Raw genomic sequence first — 14,211 nt, forward strand, 5'->3', positions numbered from 1 at the left:
AGGCCGCCCTCACCTGCCGCCACAACACCGAGACGATGACCAGCGGACGCTCCGCTCCATCGCACGATCCACCGGCGTCTCGGTCGGGACCGTGCAAAACTTCCTCACTGCGCCCAAGACCACGCGCGAGCGCCTCACAGAACACCTTGCCCGCGCCGAGGTGGAAGCCGACCGGCTTCGACGGCAGCTCGACCAGCCGTCCTGAGCGCTGACTGCCGCACTGTGACTGCTTGTTCTGCGCGGCTGGCTCCAGGTCGCCGAGTGAGAGAGCTCAGGCCGCGTTAGTTGAGGCGCGACGACGATGGTCTGGTCGCGGTGCCGCCCTCCGCGGGGATGTCTCCGTTGCCTTAGCCACGACACCGAGTCGACGCCGTGCGCTCGCCGAGAGGCCGTTGCTTCAGCGTCGGGGCTGGACGAGTCCCGCGTCGTAGGCGAAAACGATCGCCGCGGCCCGGTCGCGGGCGCCGAGCTTGGTGAAGAGGCCGCCGACATGAGTCTTGACCGTGGTCTCGGCGAGAAAGAGCCGGTCGGCGATCTCTTGGTTGGACGCGCCCCGCGCCATGAGCCGCAGGACGTCGAGCTCGCGGCCGGTGAGCGCGTCGAGCCGGTCGTCGTAGTGGGTCAACGGGCGCACCGACCGGCGGTAGGAGTCGAGGATCGGCCCCAGTAGGGTCCCGTCGATCCAGGTACCGCCGGCAGCGACCGTCCGTATTGCCTCGATCAGGTTCTCGGCGGTGGCGGACTTCAGCTCGAAGCCCGCGGCGCCGGCGTCGACCGCGGACCACAGCACGTGGTCGTCGTCGAACGTGGTGAGGATGCAGACCGGCGGGCCGTCCGCGGCCCGCAGTCGGCGAGTCGCCTCGACGCCGTCGACACCCGGCATCCGTACGTCCATGCACACGACGTCGGGTGTGTGCTGGGCAACGGCCTGGACGACGTCGCCGCCGTCACCCCGCTCGGCCACCACGCGGATGTCCGGCTGGCTGCGCAGGATCAGTCCGAGGCCGGCGCGCACCATCGGCTGGTCGTCGACCAAGAGGACGCGGATCACGAGCTCGCCCTGACGAGTCTGCGAGGCAAGGACGCTTCGACCACCCAGCTGCCGCGGTCGGGACGGGCCTGGAAGTTGCCGTCGATCGCGGCCACCCGATGCTCGAGCCCGGCCAGCCCGATACCGGCACCCGCGGGCGGCGTGTGCGGACCCAGTGCGTTCTCCACCCGCACACTGATCATGTCGCGATCGCCCTCAATCCGGATCGTCGCCTCGGGCGCGAGAGCGTGCTTGGCCACGTTGGTGAGGGCCTCGCGCAGCACGTCGTGCAGGACGATGCGCGTAGCCGCGTCGATACCGTCGGCATCACCCGAGACATCGAGGTCGATGCGCATACCTGCCTCGCGGTACCTGGTCACCAAACGGTCGAGCTCGCCGGGTTCGAACGGTGCGGGCGCGCTGTTGCCCTGGTGCATGAGCATCAGGGCCTGGCGCAGCTCGTCCATGCCCTGGCGGCCCACGGCTTCGGCCTGCCGCAGGGCCTCGGCGGCCTCGGTGGGCGAGGAGGCCAGGTTCAGCCGCGCGCCCGACAGGTGGAGCAGGACGACGGAGAAGCTGTGCCCCACCAGGTCGTGCAGGTCCCGGGCGACGCGCTGGCGATCCTCGGCCACGGCTGTCTCGGCGAGCTGCGTGCGGGTCCGGTCCAGCTCGTCGATGAGCGCCCACTGCTGCCCGACGACGTGGCCGAAGCCCCAGCCGATCAGCAGTCCGCCGCACCAGATCCAGGCACCGATCCCGCGGGACCAGCTAGCGTTCTGCAGCGCCCAGACGAGGAACGGCGACACCAGGCTCAGGATCATGAGGACGGCGTCCGGCCGTCGCACGGGGCCGGCCGCGACCACTGCCAGCGCCACGACCACCACCATGAAGCCGCTCTGGGTGACCACCGCGGCGTCACCGACGAGCGTCGGGGCCAGGATCCACGACAGGAGCAACCAGCCCGGCATCGACCGCCACACGGCGCGCACGATCAGCGCCGGGATGATCGCGAGTGCCGGGACCCAGCCCCAGTCCGACGTGTAGGCGAGGTTGAGCAATCCCATGCCGGTACCCAGCATGGCGGCTCCGATGACGAACCCGTCGCGGTCTCGGAGCAGGGAGAGCATGCCAGAAATATAGCCAGCCGATGCCGGGATCCGACCGCGGTGCCGGCCTGCCTCCTCCCGTGGGAGGAGGCGACGGCGCATTCCTGGTCCGGAGGACGACCTCCTCAGATACCTGGCTCCGAGGACGGCGTCGCCGTGGCCTCCTAGGTTCATCGGTGAACCCGACCTCCGCACACAGCCGACCGACTACTCACCTGGGGACACACTGATGACGACAACCTCTCGCTCCGTCCGACGCCGGTGGTGGTGGGCGCTGTGGGCGTTCCTGGCTGTCTCCGCTGTCGGATTCGGCATCACCTCCCTCGGAGCCCTGGTGCTCGGTGGCGAGGACGCGAGCCTCATCCCGATCGACCCGGACGTGGCGACCCACTTCCTGTCCATCCTGGTCCATGGCCTGCCCGGCGGAGTGGCACTGCTCCTGGGGCCGTTTCAGTTCGTGCGGCCGCTGCGCGTCCGGTATCCCGCGGCGCACCTGCTCATCGGCCGAATCTACCTGATCGCCGTGGTGGTCGCGGCGGTCGCGTCCTTCTACGCCGCCACGGTCTCGCTCAGCGGCTTCTCGATCCAGGTCGCGTTCTACCTGCTCGCGGCCGCCTGGCTGTACACAGCGGCGCAGGCCTATCGCACCATCCGGCGCGGTGAGGTCCAGCTGCACCGGATCTGGATGATCCGCAACTACGCGCTCACCTTCGCCGCGGTGAGCCTGCGCGTCTTCCTGATCACCGGCACCGGCGTACTGATGCCTGCTTTCCCGTCGCTGGAATTCGAGCAGGTCTACCACGCCAGCGGATGGGCATCCATCGTCGTCAACGTCATGGTGGCCGAGTACTTCATCGTCCAGCGCACCGTCCAGCCCTTGCTCCAGCGCCGGCAGCGACGCGAGCCCGCCGCTACCCCTACGCTCGCACCGGCTCCAGCCGCACAGGGTGAATGACGCGGCTTGGAACCGGTGCACGACCACCGCTCGGCCTTCCCGAGAACGACAAAAGGACACGACATGCCGCACTACCAGGCAAGCGCAACGACCTCGGCTCCACCCCACACCGTGTGGGATCTGCTGATCGACGGTCGTACCTGGCCGCGCTGGTCCTCCGGACTGGACGAGCTGGTGCAGGAGCGTTCCAGCGGGCTCGACCCACACGGCCGCGATAGCGTCGGAGCGATCCGCGCGTTCCGCACCGGCCGGATCGTCACCGGCGAACGTCTGACCGAACTGGCCCCCCAGCAGCGCATGGCATACGAGGACGCCTTCAACTTCGCGCTCAAGGACTACCGGGCAGTCATCGAACTGGAACCGACCAGCACCGGCGGTACCAACATCGACTGGCACGGCACCTGGCGGACGCGTCCCGGCATCGGCTGGACACTACCCTTCGTCCTGCCCGGCGTGATGCAGCGCATGGCCGACGACCTCGCCGACTACGCGGCCAGGTGACAGCCAGCCGTTGATGATTCCCGGGGTGGGCGGTGCTCCTGGCACACGCCAGCATGGGCGCATGGGCGCGACCGACCTTGATGTGTCCGACTTGCGCGACGCCTTGCCAGTCTCGTCGCTACTCGCCTGTCCGACGACCAGCGGCCCAGTCGGCGTCCATGAGCCGATCGTGGATGTCCATCTTGTCCAGGAACACACTAGGCATCTTCTCGCCCTGGGCCCGCAAATGAGTGAATGGGCATGACCCCGGTGTCGAGGCCGTGAACGCGCACTGGGCTGGCGATGAGCGAGGTGACTGTTGCCCATTTACCAGCCCGCACCACCGATGTGGGAACCGCTCGACGCCACGAGCAGGATGCTGAAGTCTTCGTCCTGCCGGTCTCCGTACCCGCCCGGGGTCCGCACAGGACGTTGAGCACGTACAGGCCGAGCACCAGGCGCTTGCCGCTGCCGCACTCGGCAGATGCTCGCAGAGAGTCGATAACGCGGCGGCCGAGACTTTGCGACACGGGGAAAACTCGATCCTGGGTACCGTTCTGCTGGGAGTTCAGCCAACTGGCTACGGAGGTGGCCGAGAATCCACAGGGATCGCGCCGCTCCTGTACCAGGCGGGTCTGCGGCAACTGGCGGTGCTGGTGCGCCTTCGAGGTGGGCTCGGGCGTCGGCGTCCTCGCTGTTCAGGCGCCCGCCGTGGTCGCCTCGTTGCGCATCTGCGTGAGGACGTCGACGAGCGTCTCGATCTCCTGTGCCCCGGACAGGCTGTACGTGTTCTCGAAGACGAAGAAGGGCACGACCTGGATGCCCAGCTGCCCCGCTCGATCGGTGTCTGCACGGACATCCCCGAGGTGCTGTTCCGATACCAGTGAACGCTCGACATCGGCCCGGTCGAGGCCCAGCCCTTCGGCGATGGCGAGGAGAACGTCAAGGTGACCGATGTGTTTGCCTTCGGCGAAGTGGGCGCGGTACAACGCTGCGGCCGCGTCGACCTGTCGGCCACGTGCCTTGGCATGGTGCAGGAGCTGATGAGCCTTCAGGGTGCTCGCCTGCTGGATGTCCCGGAGACGGTAGGGCAGTGCCGCTTCGGCCGTCATCCGGATCAGCGGCCGGCTCCTCTCCTCGAGCTCCTCCGGCGGTATCCCGCGGTAGTCCCGGAAGAACTCTGCGTTACTGCCCTCGTAGTCCTCCGGCAGGTCCGGCATCAGTTGGAACGAGTGATATTCGATGTCGACGGGAACCGCTACCTGGGACACGGCCACCTCGAATCTCGACGTCGCGATGTAGCAGAAGGGGCACACAATATCGACCCAGATGTCGACCTTGATGGACTCGGTCATTTCATCTCTCTTCTCTTCGAGCGCTTCTCAGCCGCACGATCGTGCTACGCGGCGTATCCGCCGTCGACTCTCAGCACCGCGCCGGTGACGTAGGACGCCTCCGGACTGGCGAGGAAGACAACCCCTGCGGCGACCTCCTCCGGCCTGCCGTACCTCCCCATCGCCGTCGTGGGAAGGAACATGGACGCGGCCGGACTGTCGGCCGGGTTCATGTCGGTGTCGATGAAGCCGACTTGGATCACGTTTACCGTGATGCCTCGGTGTGCCAGGTCACGCGCTGCGCCCCGGCTGTAGCCCTCGAGGGCTGACTTGGAGGCTGCATAGTCGGCCATCCCGGGGAAGCCCGCCCGCGTCGCTGCGCCGGTACTGATGCTCACGATCCGCCCACCGTCCGGCAGCAGCGGGAACGCTGTTCTGATCGCAGCCACGACGCCGGTGTAGTTCACCGCGAGCTGGCGGTCGAAGGCCGACTCGTCGGCGTCCTCACTGTCGATCGGGGCAGCGGCGGTATAGCCCGCGTTGTTGACCAAGATGTCCAGTCTTCCGAACTGCTGGCCCACGCTCTGGATGAGACCTGCCGCCTGCGTCGCATCCGCCTGGTCAGCTCGAAAGGCCGCCGCGCGCACCCCCTTCGCCTCCAGGTCAGCGACTACGGCCTTGGCCCGATCCGCCGATGACGAGTAGCTGATCGCGACGTCAGCTCCTTCGTCAGCCAACGCCAGCGCTGATGCTGCCCCAATCCCCCGCGATCCGCCCGTGACGATCGCTACCTTGCCATCCAGCTTTCCCATGATCTTCCAGCTCCCATCTCGATGCGCGACGCCGTTCTTGACCGCGCGGTCCACCATAGAGAGTAATGGACCGAGCGGTCAAGCATGCGTATCCTGGAGCCATGGGACGTCCACGAGCGTTCGACGAGATGCAGGTACTGAACGCGGTTCGGGAGCAGTTCTGGGACGCCGGCTACGCCGCTACCTCGCTGGCAGACCTGATGCGGGTCAGTGGGCTGGGCAAAGGCAGCCTCTACGCGGCGTTCGGTGACAAACGTCAACTCTTCCTCCGGGTGCTGGGCAACTACACCGAAGGCGACCACGACCATCTCCGGAGAGTCCTCACCGAGGCTCCACGAGCCATCGACGCTCTCCGCATGCTCCTCGAAGCGCCAAACGATGAGGGGACCAAGTCCGGTGCACGACGCGGCTGCCTGCTCGCCAACAGCACCTGCGAGCTCGGCAGCGCCGATCCGGAAGTCCTCGCCCACGCCCACGACACCTACGAGGCATCCACCGCGCTGATCGCCGACTGCGTCTCCCGCGCCCAGGACGAAGCGATCTGCCGGCCGGGTCGGAACCGGTCGCACTGGCTCGTGCCCTTCTTGCCGCACAACAGGGGACCGTGGCATGACTGGCTGTCCACCCCAGGCCGGATGTGAGGCGGGGTGCCGGTCTGTAGATTTTCCGCCATGACCACGGACACACAGGCCACGTCCACCCGCGCCGCGGTGTCCCGTCCCCCGGTGCGGATCGCGGTCGTCGTGGTCCTGAGCTTCCTGCTGGGCGGCCTGACGTCGTACGCCCAAGGCGGGTTCCTGCCGGACGCGCTCTCCTCGTTCGCCAACTCCGGCAGCGGCTGGACCCTGCTCACCGTGCTGCTCGTGTACTGGTCACGGGCGCGCGCGGTACCCGCAGCGGTGCTGGGGGCCGTCAGTTTCGTGCTGCTCGTGCTCGGATACATGGTGGCGCACCAGATGCGGGGATTCGTCTACGACCCTGTGCACTACTCCATCGTGGGAGTGGTCCTCGGGCCGTTCGTGGGAGTGGCCGCGGCATGGCTGCGTGCCACCGGCGTCCGGGCGGCCATCAGTACCGCGCTGCTCGCCGGCATCGCCCTGGGGGAGTGCGTGCATGGGCTGACGATCATCCGCGAGACCACGAGCCCTGTCTACTGGACCGTGATCGGCATCGCAGGCCTGGCCCTGATGGCGTGGACGCTCGTCCGACGCATCCGGGGCGCGCTGCCAGTAGCGCTCGCGTCAGGTGGACCACTGGTGGTCGCGGCAGCCTTCTACCTGGCATTTGCCTACCTCCCGTACGTGAGGTTCTGACTACTCCTCCTCGACAGTTCGTGCACGCGTGAACGTACTCGCGGACTTCCCGGAGCTCCTCGGCTGAGGAGCAGTTGGCGGACATGGCCCTTCGACGAGGCACGTGGTCATGCGCCCGTGACATGAGCCCCAGTTCCACTCTTGGAGTCCCGCGACCGGCAGGGATCGCGGGACTCGTTTTCGAGTCTGCGCCGGTGCTGCCGTCGAGCGCTACGCACCGTTCACCAGATGGGACAGGTGCGCTGAGCGTCCAGAGGTTCCCGAGCGTATTCGCGTGCCGGGCCGCCGCAGTGCTTGGCTCCAAGCTCGAAGTGACCATCACCCTGCGCCAGTACAGGCTTGCCGCAACGGCCAGCAGCAGCGACGCCGCAGGATGCTGCGAGCAGGTCGAGTCGCTCGTCGGCAGTGTGGTGTTCCGATGGGATTCCGGCACAGAGCCGCATCGTGGAGCTGATTCGTACCCCATGGTTCAGATCTGAGCCGCCACAAAGCCTGACGCGACAGGTGGTGCAGCTCTGCGACCACGAGCCCGGACCGCGGATCGCGGCCAGCTGCTCGGTCAGCATTTTTGCGGGGCGGTCCGATCGCTCCTGCTGCACCTCCACCGTCAGCCGGTGCGACCCGGTCGACGCAGCCTGAGAGGACTTCGACCTCCCCGGTGCTGCTCGGCGATGCCGGCCGCCGCGCTGACAGCGATGAGTTCTCCGTTCGTGGCCAGTCTGCCCTGACGAACGTTCCTCGCGAAGGGAGACGCAAGTGAAATCGCGTGACCCCATAGATGTCGGCATGTACGCCTTCAACTGCAAAGATGCGGCAGCTCTGGCCAGGTTCTGGTCGGCCGTCCTGATGCGGCCGGTGGACGAGGGGGCGAACCCAGCCTTCGCTACGATCGGTTTTGACGGCCCAGGTCCGACATGGATGTTCCACCAGCCCGAGGGTGAGCTTGCCTCCGGGGACAACCGACTGATGCTTGACCTCAGCGGTGACACTGACTGGGCTCAGCAGGCCGACCGCATCGAGGCGCTCGGCGCCGAGCGCGTCAGCGACAACGAGCAAGACGACGGCACCCGTTGGGTAGTCTTCCGCGACCCGGAGAACAACAGGTTTCGAATCTTCGGCCCGCGCCCGGTGTAGACGATCGGGGCGTCGGGAGATCCATCCCATCGAGGACAGGGTCCCCGGGCGCTCTGCCGCGTCCGCTACGTTGTCCAGAGGCCCCGTCCCAACCCACGTGGGGCACCTTCCGCACCGGCCGCTGCAGAACGGCCGGTCGACCGAAAAGCAGACCCGCGACAACGCCCCGCGGGCGCCATGATCACCGTTCTCAAGGCGTACGCGCTGGCAAGGTTCGAACGGCTCGCCGCCAACCGCAGCGGCGATCGAGATGGCGAGTTCACGCACGACGGAGGAAGGTACTGGTGACGAACAGCGACATGCCGCGCCGGCCGGACGTCACGACGGTCGAGATCATCGGTGGTCCAGAGAAACTCGAGGTCGGTCTGCAGAGCTATGACGCCCGGTGGGCGGAGGACTACCTGTATCACCGGCGTCGCATCCTTGCTGCGCTGGCGGCAGTGGACGTCGATGTCGAGCACATCGGATCCACGTCGGTCCCAGGCCTTGCCGCCAAGCCGATCGTTGACATCGTCGTGGCCGTGCCCGACATCACGGCAGAGGAGGAATACCTCGACGAGCTGCTGGCCGCCGGTTACGAGCTGCGAGTTCGCGAGCCGGGGCATCGGCTCGTGCGTACGCCGACTCGCGACGTCCACGTGCACGCGTATGAACGAGGGGACGCAGCAGTGCACGAGTACCTCCTCCTCCGTGACCACCTCCGCACCGACGCAGACGATCGCGCCCTCTACGAGGGCGTCAAGCGGGCCCTGATCAGCCAACGGTGGGACGACATGAACGCCTACGCCGACGCCAAGAGCGAGGTAATCCTCGCGATCAAGGCTCGAGCCAAGGCCCGTCGCTGACCGAGGTGGCGTCACGGGTCCGTGATCGGCGGATCTATTCGACCGGCGAGATGGTGTTCCGCTCCTTCTACCGCCGTGTCTTCCTGAACCTTCCTGGCCACCACGCCGGAACGTATGCCCTGGCTGATCTTGAGGTGAGGCCGAGATGCGCGAGGGCCCGGCCCGGTGCGATAGCGCCCTGGACCTCCCCCTCCATGCCCAGCCCCACCCGCACACCGCGGAACGGTTCAGCGACCGACCGGGAGCCAGACATGGACTCACCCAGCCAGCTCTCCGACGACACAGACGAGACCGGCCCGAATCCCTGCCCCCTACCGCGCCCGTACCGGTCCGGCACGTCTCGCCACGGGCACCCCGCCCGGACCCGGTGCCGGATCCCGTCGACCTGCCGCCGCAGATACCGCGCCGGACGACCGCACGCCGCTACCGGCAACAACGGCCCGACCACTGCCCACGCCTCGTCCGTCAGATCATGTCGTCCAGCCGCGTCCACCACGAGCCCGAAGCATGCCGAAACCGCAGGTCACGGACCAATTCCGAAACATGCCCTAGCCGATGGCCTTCTCGCCAGACACGAGCCACCTGACCCGCGTCGGTATGGTCCGCCCACTGGGGCGCCTCGGGCAATGCGCCGACCGCTTGCCCCGTCCTCGAGCAGCAGGATCGTGGCTCAGTGCCAGGCACGCAGCTCGTATCCGGCGTCGGCGACGGCTTCGGCGACCTGGACGCGGTCGACCGGCGCTATGGCGCAGAACGTGACCCGACCGCTCGGGGCGTCGAGTCGTACCCGCCAGACGCCCGGTACGGCGGACAGCTCGGCATAGAGCGCGCGTTGGCAGTGCTCGCAACCGCCGGTGCTCACATCGATCTCGACCGTGCTCACCGGATCCACCCCGCTCCCCGTCTCAAGAACAGTACGGCATCTCTACATGATGTGGTAATGTCGGCGGCGATTCGATCAGTGCTGTCGCTGCACATGGCAAAAACCTGTCGAGAACGCGGGGGCGCCAGTGACGTCGGACCCAGCGGTCCAGTGGGCGATGACAACCCTCTTCGGCCTCTTGAGCGCACATTCCCTGTGGTGCCTCGCCACCGCCCGGCGAACCTTCTCAGCGGTGGGGTATCTGCTCCACCTGGGCATGAACGCGATCATGGTCGCCATGGTGTGGCCATGGTGGGCCTACCTGCCGACACTGCCGCAGCTTGCGTTGTTCGTCCTGGCCGCGGCGTTCTTCGCGGCCGTCGCGGGGTGGCGCGTGGTCGACGCACGCCCGCGCGGGCTCGCATCCAGCGTCTCCCGTACGGGCCATCACGAGAGCGCATGGGCACAGGCGGTGCACGCGGTGATGATGCTGGCGATGGTGTGGGCCGTGGCGATCATGAGCCTTGCTCTTGCCTCCCCAGCCGCAGCCCTTGGACCGGGGGGACACCAGGGCCCTCACGCCGTCGCGCACGCGCCGACTGGACTATGGGCCATGGTCAGCGGCGTTCTGCTGGTCGTGACGCTCGTCGCCGGCGGGATCAGTTTCCTGTTCGCCCTTTCACGACACGTGCGCGTGCGTGGCTTCGTCTGTGACCGCGTCGGCTCCGACCTGCTGGCGGGCGCTGCCATGAGCCTCGGGATGGCCGCGATGTGCGCCACCATGCTCGCGGGCTGATCGGCCGACCCGTCCGCGCCCCGCGCCTGTGCTAGCGCCTTGCTGTGTGCTTCGAACGCAGGGCTCGCTCCAGCATCTCGATATCGTTGGCGGTCAGCTGGCCCGCGAACCTGGCGAGCGCTTCGGCTCGGTCACCAGTAGCTTCGAGCGCCGACAGCATCGCTGCGCCCGCGCGTTCGCCGTCCGAGCGCGTCGGCCGAAAGCGGACCTTCCTGGGGGAGGTAGCGACCCGGTCCACCTCACCCTTCCTCTCGAGGCGGTCCAGCACGGTCAGGAGTGTCGTGTAAGCCGGGACGTTGCCGTCCCCGAAGCCCTCCTGGATCCGTCGTGCTCCGATCGCGTCCTCGTGGTCCCAGAGGATGCGCATGACCTCTGCCTCGAGCTGTCCACGTGCGCGATTCCTGCCTGACATGTTGCCCTCCTGGCAGGACCATAGCGCAGAGGTGGCCGCCCACTGGCTCGTGGACGGCCACCTCCGCCGTCGTCCGGAATGCCGGACGGAGCAGCCCCGGTCGTCAGGCCGGCTGGAGCGCCGTCGCGTCCAGCGCTCCGCTGCGGGCCTGCTCTACGAGGTCCGCGAGCTGGTCGTGGCTCATCTGGATCCGCTGTCCGAAGTCGTCAGTGATCACGATCTGCTTCTCGGGCTCCGCGGTCGGGTCGACGAACAGTTCCGGGCAACCGCAGTCGCACTGGCCGCAGAACGTCGCCACATGAAGTAGCTGAGGGTTATCGCTCATAGCTGTCTCCTTGGTCTGGAACGGACTGGTCTCGGGCTCGTGCTGTGCCCTCTACGAGGGTCACGTATATCTCTACAACACGTCAAGATATCGACGGTGGCAGTGTTGTGAGCTCCGCATAGTCGCCACAGCACTGGCCGGGGCGCGGGAAGGCAGGCGATGGGACACATGAACGGCTGCACGGACGATGCGGTGCGCGGTCGACGTGAGGTCGTGGTCGGCGGCGGCATCTCGGGTCTGGCGACCAGCGCCCGGGTCGACGACACCTCGGTCAGTGCTCTCCGCGTTCGCGGCGGCGCGCCTCCCGGACGGCTTCGTAACGGTCCAGGGCTTCTGCCCGTTCGCGCTTGTGGTCGACGACGGGTGCGGGATACCCGGCAGGCGGGCCGTCCGGCAGAGCCCAGGGCTTGTGCACTGCCTGACCGGTCACGTCAGCGAGCTCGGGCACGTAGGTCCGCACGTAGTCGCCGTTCGGGTCGAACCGTTCTCCCTGCAGCACCGGGTTGAACACCCGGAAGAACGGTGCGGCGTCGGTACCGCTACCGGCGACCCACTGCCAGCCGTGCTGGTTGGAGGCGAGGTCGCCGTCGACGAGCGAGCGCATGAAGTGCTTGGCTCCCCACCACCACGGCAGGTGAAGGTCTTTGACGAGGAACGACGCGGTGATCATCCGCACGCGGTTGTGCATCCATCCCTCGGCCAGCAGCTGCCGCATCCCGGCGTCGACGACGGGAAACCCGGTGCGACCCTCTTTCCAGGCGGTGAACAGCCGGTCGGCTTCCGGCCCGCTGCCGGTCTTCAGCACGTCGTACGAGCGGTCGTAGTTTCGACGCGCGGAGTCCGGGCGCTGGTCGAGGACGTCGGCGTAGAAGTCGCGCCACGCGAGCTCGCTGCGGAACGACTGCGCCCCGGCCGATCTCTTGGCAGCGAGGTCGGCGAGCAGGGTGCGAACGTGCACGCAGCCGTACTTGAGGTAGACCGACATGCGCGAGGTACCGGGCTGGTCGGGCCGGTCGCGGCCGTCCGCGTAGTCCAGGAGGTGATCATGCACAAAGCTCTCCCACCGCTTCCGTGCCGCCGCCTCTCCGGGTTCAGGCAGCTCCGCGGTGACAGTGACGTCGTCAGGCACTGGGGTCGCCTCGACCTTGACCGTCCCCGGGTCGATCCAGTCGAGGTAGCCGCCATCGGTGTCGGCCGGGGCGCGCCATCCGTGCTCGGCCCAGGCCCGTCGAAACGGGGTGAACACCCGGTAGCGACCGCCGTCCGCGCTCCGGACCCGGCCAGGTGCCACCGCGTAGGGAGAGCCTGTGCGGACCAGCTCTCGGTCCTGCTCGGTGAGCACCCGTTCCACGGCACGGTCGCGTGCCTGGCCGTAGGGCCCGAAGTCGGCGGCGATGTGGACGCTGTCCGCGCCGATCTCGCGGGCGACCCGCGGGACGACCTCGACCGGGTCGCCCTCGACGACCAGCAGCCGGCCGTCCAGGCTCTCGTCGAGATCTCGCAGACACCCGTAGAGGAACCACTGCCGCGGCGCCCCGGCCGGCGCGAGCAGGCGCTGGTCGAGCACGAACAGTGCCAGTGCTCGAGTGTTCTGCCCCGCAGCGAGGAACGTGGGCTGGTCAGTCACGCGCAGGTCGCGGCGGAACCACACCAGCACTGGGGAGTCATCCATGTCTGCACCAACGTAGCCGTGCCCGGTAGACGCCGCCATGCGCGTGACCCGGACGGGTGCGAAGGTCGTGGAAAACTGGCCATACCTGGGAGGTCTCGGTGACAGATCACGACGTGGTGATCGTCGGAGCGGGCATGGCCGGGCTCGTCGCCGACTGGACCTTCCGTCGCTCGACCTGCGGCTGTTCACCGCGGGCGCGCTGGTGCGCCACGGGAGTCGGCTGCACCGGGTCGTCAATCCACGCCGACACCCCGGCGGCCTCGCGGCGACCGTCGGGTCAAGGCTGCTGCCGTGGAACGACAAGCTGGCACTGGCCACCTACACCGCCCACGCGGCGTACCGACCCGTCCACCGCGTGCTCACGTGGGACGAGACAACCGCTGGCGAATCCCTACGCTGGTGGGGTCTCAGAGGGGCGGGGCTCGAGCGCTTCCTGCGGCCGTTCCTGGCCGGTGTGCTGGGCGAGGACGAGCCGAACACGTCGAGTCGCTATGTCGACCTGGTCTGGCGCAGCTTCGTTCGCGGTCGCGTGGGCGTGCCCGCCGCGGGCATGTGGTCTGACGACGATCTATCACGCCGCGCCGGAACCGCCCGGTGCCGAACCGATCCTGCTGCTCGACGGCAATCCTGACCGCACGATCGCCAACTCGGTCGTCCTGAGCAACGCCGCTGCCGCGTACGCCCCCGACGGTCGCGCGCTCATCGCGACCTCGCTCGTGGGGTCCGCCTCCGTGGAGGCCGATGAACCGGCTGTTCGCCGGCGGCTCGCTCATCTCTACGGCGCATCCACGGCGCGCTGGGAGCATCTGCGAACCGTGACCATCCCGAACGCGCTGCCCGCCGCGCCACCACCGCTGGGTGACCTGCGTCGGTCGGTCGACCTCGGCGACGGTCTCTTCGTCGCGGGCGACCACCGCGACACGCCTTCCATCCAGGGAGCGATGGCCAGCGGCACCCGTGCCACCCAGGCAGTCCTGCGTCGTTCGGAAGTTGGAACCGTCGCCTGAGTTCCAGCTCAGCCCGGACCAGGTCCGCCGTTGCACCAGGGAGCACGGCTCGCGGTCGCGTGCGTACGGGAGAAACCGTGCTTATGGTCGGGAAGACGGCTTCGAGACGGGGGCCAGCCCGAGCCAGG

The 14,211-nt window shown here is 68.0% G+C and carries 17 protein-coding genes; 8 read left to right on the top strand and 9 right to left on the bottom strand.

All coding sequences use genetic code 11. The features are described 5' to 3' along the window. Window positions 1-397 precede the first annotated feature (397 nt). Both APR04_RS05685 and APR04_RS05690 read right to left on the bottom strand, forming a co-directional pair. The gene (locus APR04_RS05685; RefSeq protein ID WP_253868423.1) at window positions 398-1,051 is read right to left on the bottom strand and encodes a response regulator transcription factor; all 654 of its coding nucleotides are present in this window, start codon (window positions 1,049-1,051) and stop codon (window positions 398-400) included. Further along, window positions 1,048-2,157 carry a sensor histidine kinase gene (locus APR04_RS05690; protein ID WP_253868424.1) on the bottom strand — a complete coding sequence of 370 codons (1,110 nt, stop codon included), beginning with the start codon at window positions 2,155-2,157 and terminating at the stop codon, window positions 1,048-1,050. Before APR04_RS05690 ends, APR04_RS05685 begins: the two co-directional genes overlap by 4 nt. 208 nt (window positions 2,158-2,365) lie before the next feature. Between APR04_RS05690 and APR04_RS05695 the strand changes: the two genes are divergently transcribed. Next, window positions 2,366-3,091 (top strand): DUF2306 domain-containing protein, encoded by a 726-nt coding sequence (locus APR04_RS05695; protein WP_253868425.1) that lies wholly within the window; start codon window positions 2,366-2,368, stop codon window positions 3,089-3,091. A 63-nt stretch (window positions 3,092-3,154) separates the two neighbouring features. Further along, window positions 3,155-3,592: an SRPBCC family protein gene (locus tag APR04_RS05700; protein WP_253868426.1), complete on the top strand. Its 438-nt coding sequence runs from the start codon at window positions 3,155-3,157 to the stop codon at window positions 3,590-3,592. A 677-nt stretch (window positions 3,593-4,269) separates the two neighbouring features. Here the strand turns inward: APR04_RS05700 and APR04_RS05705 are convergent. Beyond that, a complete protein-coding gene (locus APR04_RS05705; RefSeq protein ID WP_253868427.1) occupies window positions 4,270-4,926 on the bottom strand; it encodes a DsbA family oxidoreductase in 657 nt (218 codons plus the stop codon). Between the two features lie 44 nt (window positions 4,927-4,970). Continuing rightward, entirely contained in the window at window positions 4,971-5,774 is an 804-nt protein-coding gene (locus APR04_RS05710) for an SDR family NAD(P)-dependent oxidoreductase (RefSeq protein ID WP_253868428.1), read from the bottom strand. A gap of 71 nt (window positions 5,775-5,845) precedes the next feature. Here APR04_RS05710 and APR04_RS05715 point away from each other — a divergent pair, with 71 nt between their 5' ends. From APR04_RS05715 to APR04_RS05730, 4 genes are all read left to right on the top strand, one after another. After that, entirely contained in the window at window positions 5,846-6,358 is a 513-nt protein-coding gene (locus APR04_RS05715) for a TetR/AcrR family transcriptional regulator (RefSeq protein WP_253868429.1), read from the top strand. A gap of 30 nt (window positions 6,359-6,388) precedes the next feature. Continuing rightward, the gene (locus APR04_RS05720; protein ID WP_253868430.1) at window positions 6,389-7,030 is read left to right on the top strand and encodes a DUF6518 family protein; all 642 of its coding nucleotides are present in this window, start codon (window positions 6,389-6,391) and stop codon (window positions 7,028-7,030) included. Between the two features lie 756 nt (window positions 7,031-7,786). Next, entirely contained in the window at window positions 7,787-8,164 is a 378-nt protein-coding gene (locus tag APR04_RS05725) for a VOC family protein (RefSeq protein ID WP_253868431.1), read from the top strand. A gap of 299 nt (window positions 8,165-8,463) precedes the next feature. Continuing rightward, a complete protein-coding gene (locus APR04_RS05730; RefSeq protein WP_372496068.1) occupies window positions 8,464-9,009 on the top strand; it encodes a GrpB family protein in 546 nt (181 codons plus the stop codon). A gap of 67 nt (window positions 9,010-9,076) precedes the next feature. On the opposite strand, the gene APR04_RS31265 is transcribed toward APR04_RS05730, so the two are convergent. Together APR04_RS31265 and APR04_RS05735 are read right to left on the bottom strand one after the other, a co-directional pair. Beyond that, window positions 9,077-9,505 (bottom strand): transposase, encoded by a 429-nt coding sequence (locus APR04_RS31265; protein WP_372496065.1) that lies wholly within the window; start codon window positions 9,503-9,505, stop codon window positions 9,077-9,079. A gap of 174 nt (window positions 9,506-9,679) precedes the next feature. Then, window positions 9,680-9,892 (bottom strand): heavy-metal-associated domain-containing protein, encoded by a 213-nt coding sequence (locus APR04_RS05735; RefSeq protein ID WP_253868432.1) that lies wholly within the window; start codon window positions 9,890-9,892, stop codon window positions 9,680-9,682. A 178-nt stretch (window positions 9,893-10,070) separates the two neighbouring features. On the opposite strand from APR04_RS05735, the gene APR04_RS05740 reads away from it, so the two are divergent. Continuing rightward, entirely contained in the window at window positions 10,071-10,667 is a 597-nt protein-coding gene (locus APR04_RS05740) for a DUF5134 domain-containing protein (protein ID WP_253868433.1), read from the top strand. A gap of 31 nt (window positions 10,668-10,698) precedes the next feature. On the opposite strand, the gene APR04_RS05745 is transcribed toward APR04_RS05740, so the two are convergent. From APR04_RS05745 to APR04_RS05755, 3 genes are all read right to left on the bottom strand, one after another. Further along, the gene (locus APR04_RS05745) at window positions 10,699-11,079 is read right to left on the bottom strand and encodes a BlaI/MecI/CopY family transcriptional regulator (protein WP_253868434.1); all 381 of its coding nucleotides are present in this window, start codon (window positions 11,077-11,079) and stop codon (window positions 10,699-10,701) included. Between the two features lie 103 nt (window positions 11,080-11,182). Continuing rightward, a complete protein-coding gene (locus APR04_RS05750; protein WP_253868435.1) occupies window positions 11,183-11,404 on the bottom strand; it encodes a hypothetical protein in 222 nt (73 codons plus the stop codon). A 271-nt stretch (window positions 11,405-11,675) separates the two neighbouring features. Then, complete coding sequence (locus tag APR04_RS05755; protein ID WP_253868436.1) at window positions 11,676-13,076, bottom strand: cryptochrome/photolyase family protein; 1,401 nt, start codon at window positions 13,074-13,076, stop codon at window positions 11,676-11,678. A gap of 491 nt (window positions 13,077-13,567) precedes the next feature. Here APR04_RS05755 and APR04_RS05760 point away from each other — a divergent pair, with 491 nt between their 5' ends. Continuing rightward, window positions 13,568-14,083, top strand: a complete 516-nt coding sequence (locus tag APR04_RS05760) for an FAD-dependent oxidoreductase (protein WP_253868437.1) — start codon at window positions 13,568-13,570, stop codon at window positions 14,081-14,083. Window positions 14,084-14,211 lie beyond the last annotated feature (128 nt).

The sequence above is a fragment of the Promicromonospora umidemergens genome, assembly GCF_024171995.1.
Classification (GTDB): Bacteria; Actinomycetota; Actinomycetes; order Actinomycetales; family Cellulomonadaceae; genus Promicromonospora; species Promicromonospora umidemergens.

Excerpts from the sequence above, each read along its gene's own strand:
- APR04_RS05690 (WP_253868424.1), bottom strand. The coding sequence starts at position 2,157 with ATGCTCTCCCTGCTCCGAGACCGCGACGGGTTCGTCATCGGAGCCGCC.
- APR04_RS05695 (WP_253868425.1), top strand. The coding sequence starts at position 2,366 with ATGACGACAACCTCTCGCTCCGTCCGACGCCGGTGGTGGTGGGCGCTG.
- APR04_RS05700 (WP_253868426.1), top strand. The coding sequence starts at position 3,155 with ATGCCGCACTACCAGGCAAGCGCAACGACCTCGGCTCCACCCCACACC.
- APR04_RS05705 (WP_253868427.1), bottom strand. The coding sequence starts at position 4,926 with ATGACCGAGTCCATCAAGGTCGACATCTGGGTCGATATTGTGTGCCCC.
- APR04_RS05710 (WP_253868428.1), bottom strand. The coding sequence starts at position 5,774 with ATGGTGGACCGCGCGGTCAAGAACGGCGTCGCGCATCGAGATGGGAGC.
- APR04_RS05715 (WP_253868429.1), top strand. The coding sequence starts at position 5,846 with ATGCAGGTACTGAACGCGGTTCGGGAGCAGTTCTGGGACGCCGGCTAC.
- APR04_RS05720 (WP_253868430.1), top strand. The coding sequence starts at position 6,389 with ATGACCACGGACACACAGGCCACGTCCACCCGCGCCGCGGTGTCCCGT.
- APR04_RS05730 (WP_372496068.1), top strand. The coding sequence starts at position 8,464 with ATGCCGCGCCGGCCGGACGTCACGACGGTCGAGATCATCGGTGGTCCA.
- APR04_RS05745 (WP_253868434.1), bottom strand. The coding sequence starts at position 11,079 with ATGTCAGGCAGGAATCGCGCACGTGGACAGCTCGAGGCAGAGGTCATG.
- APR04_RS05750 (WP_253868435.1), bottom strand. The coding sequence starts at position 11,404 with ATGAGCGATAACCCTCAGCTACTTCATGTGGCGACGTTCTGCGGCCAG.
- APR04_RS05755 (WP_253868436.1), bottom strand. The coding sequence starts at position 13,076 with ATGGATGACTCCCCAGTGCTGGTGTGGTTCCGCCGCGACCTGCGCGTG.
- APR04_RS05760 (WP_253868437.1), top strand. The coding sequence starts at position 13,568 with ATGTCGACCTGGTCTGGCGCAGCTTCGTTCGCGGTCGCGTGGGCGTGC.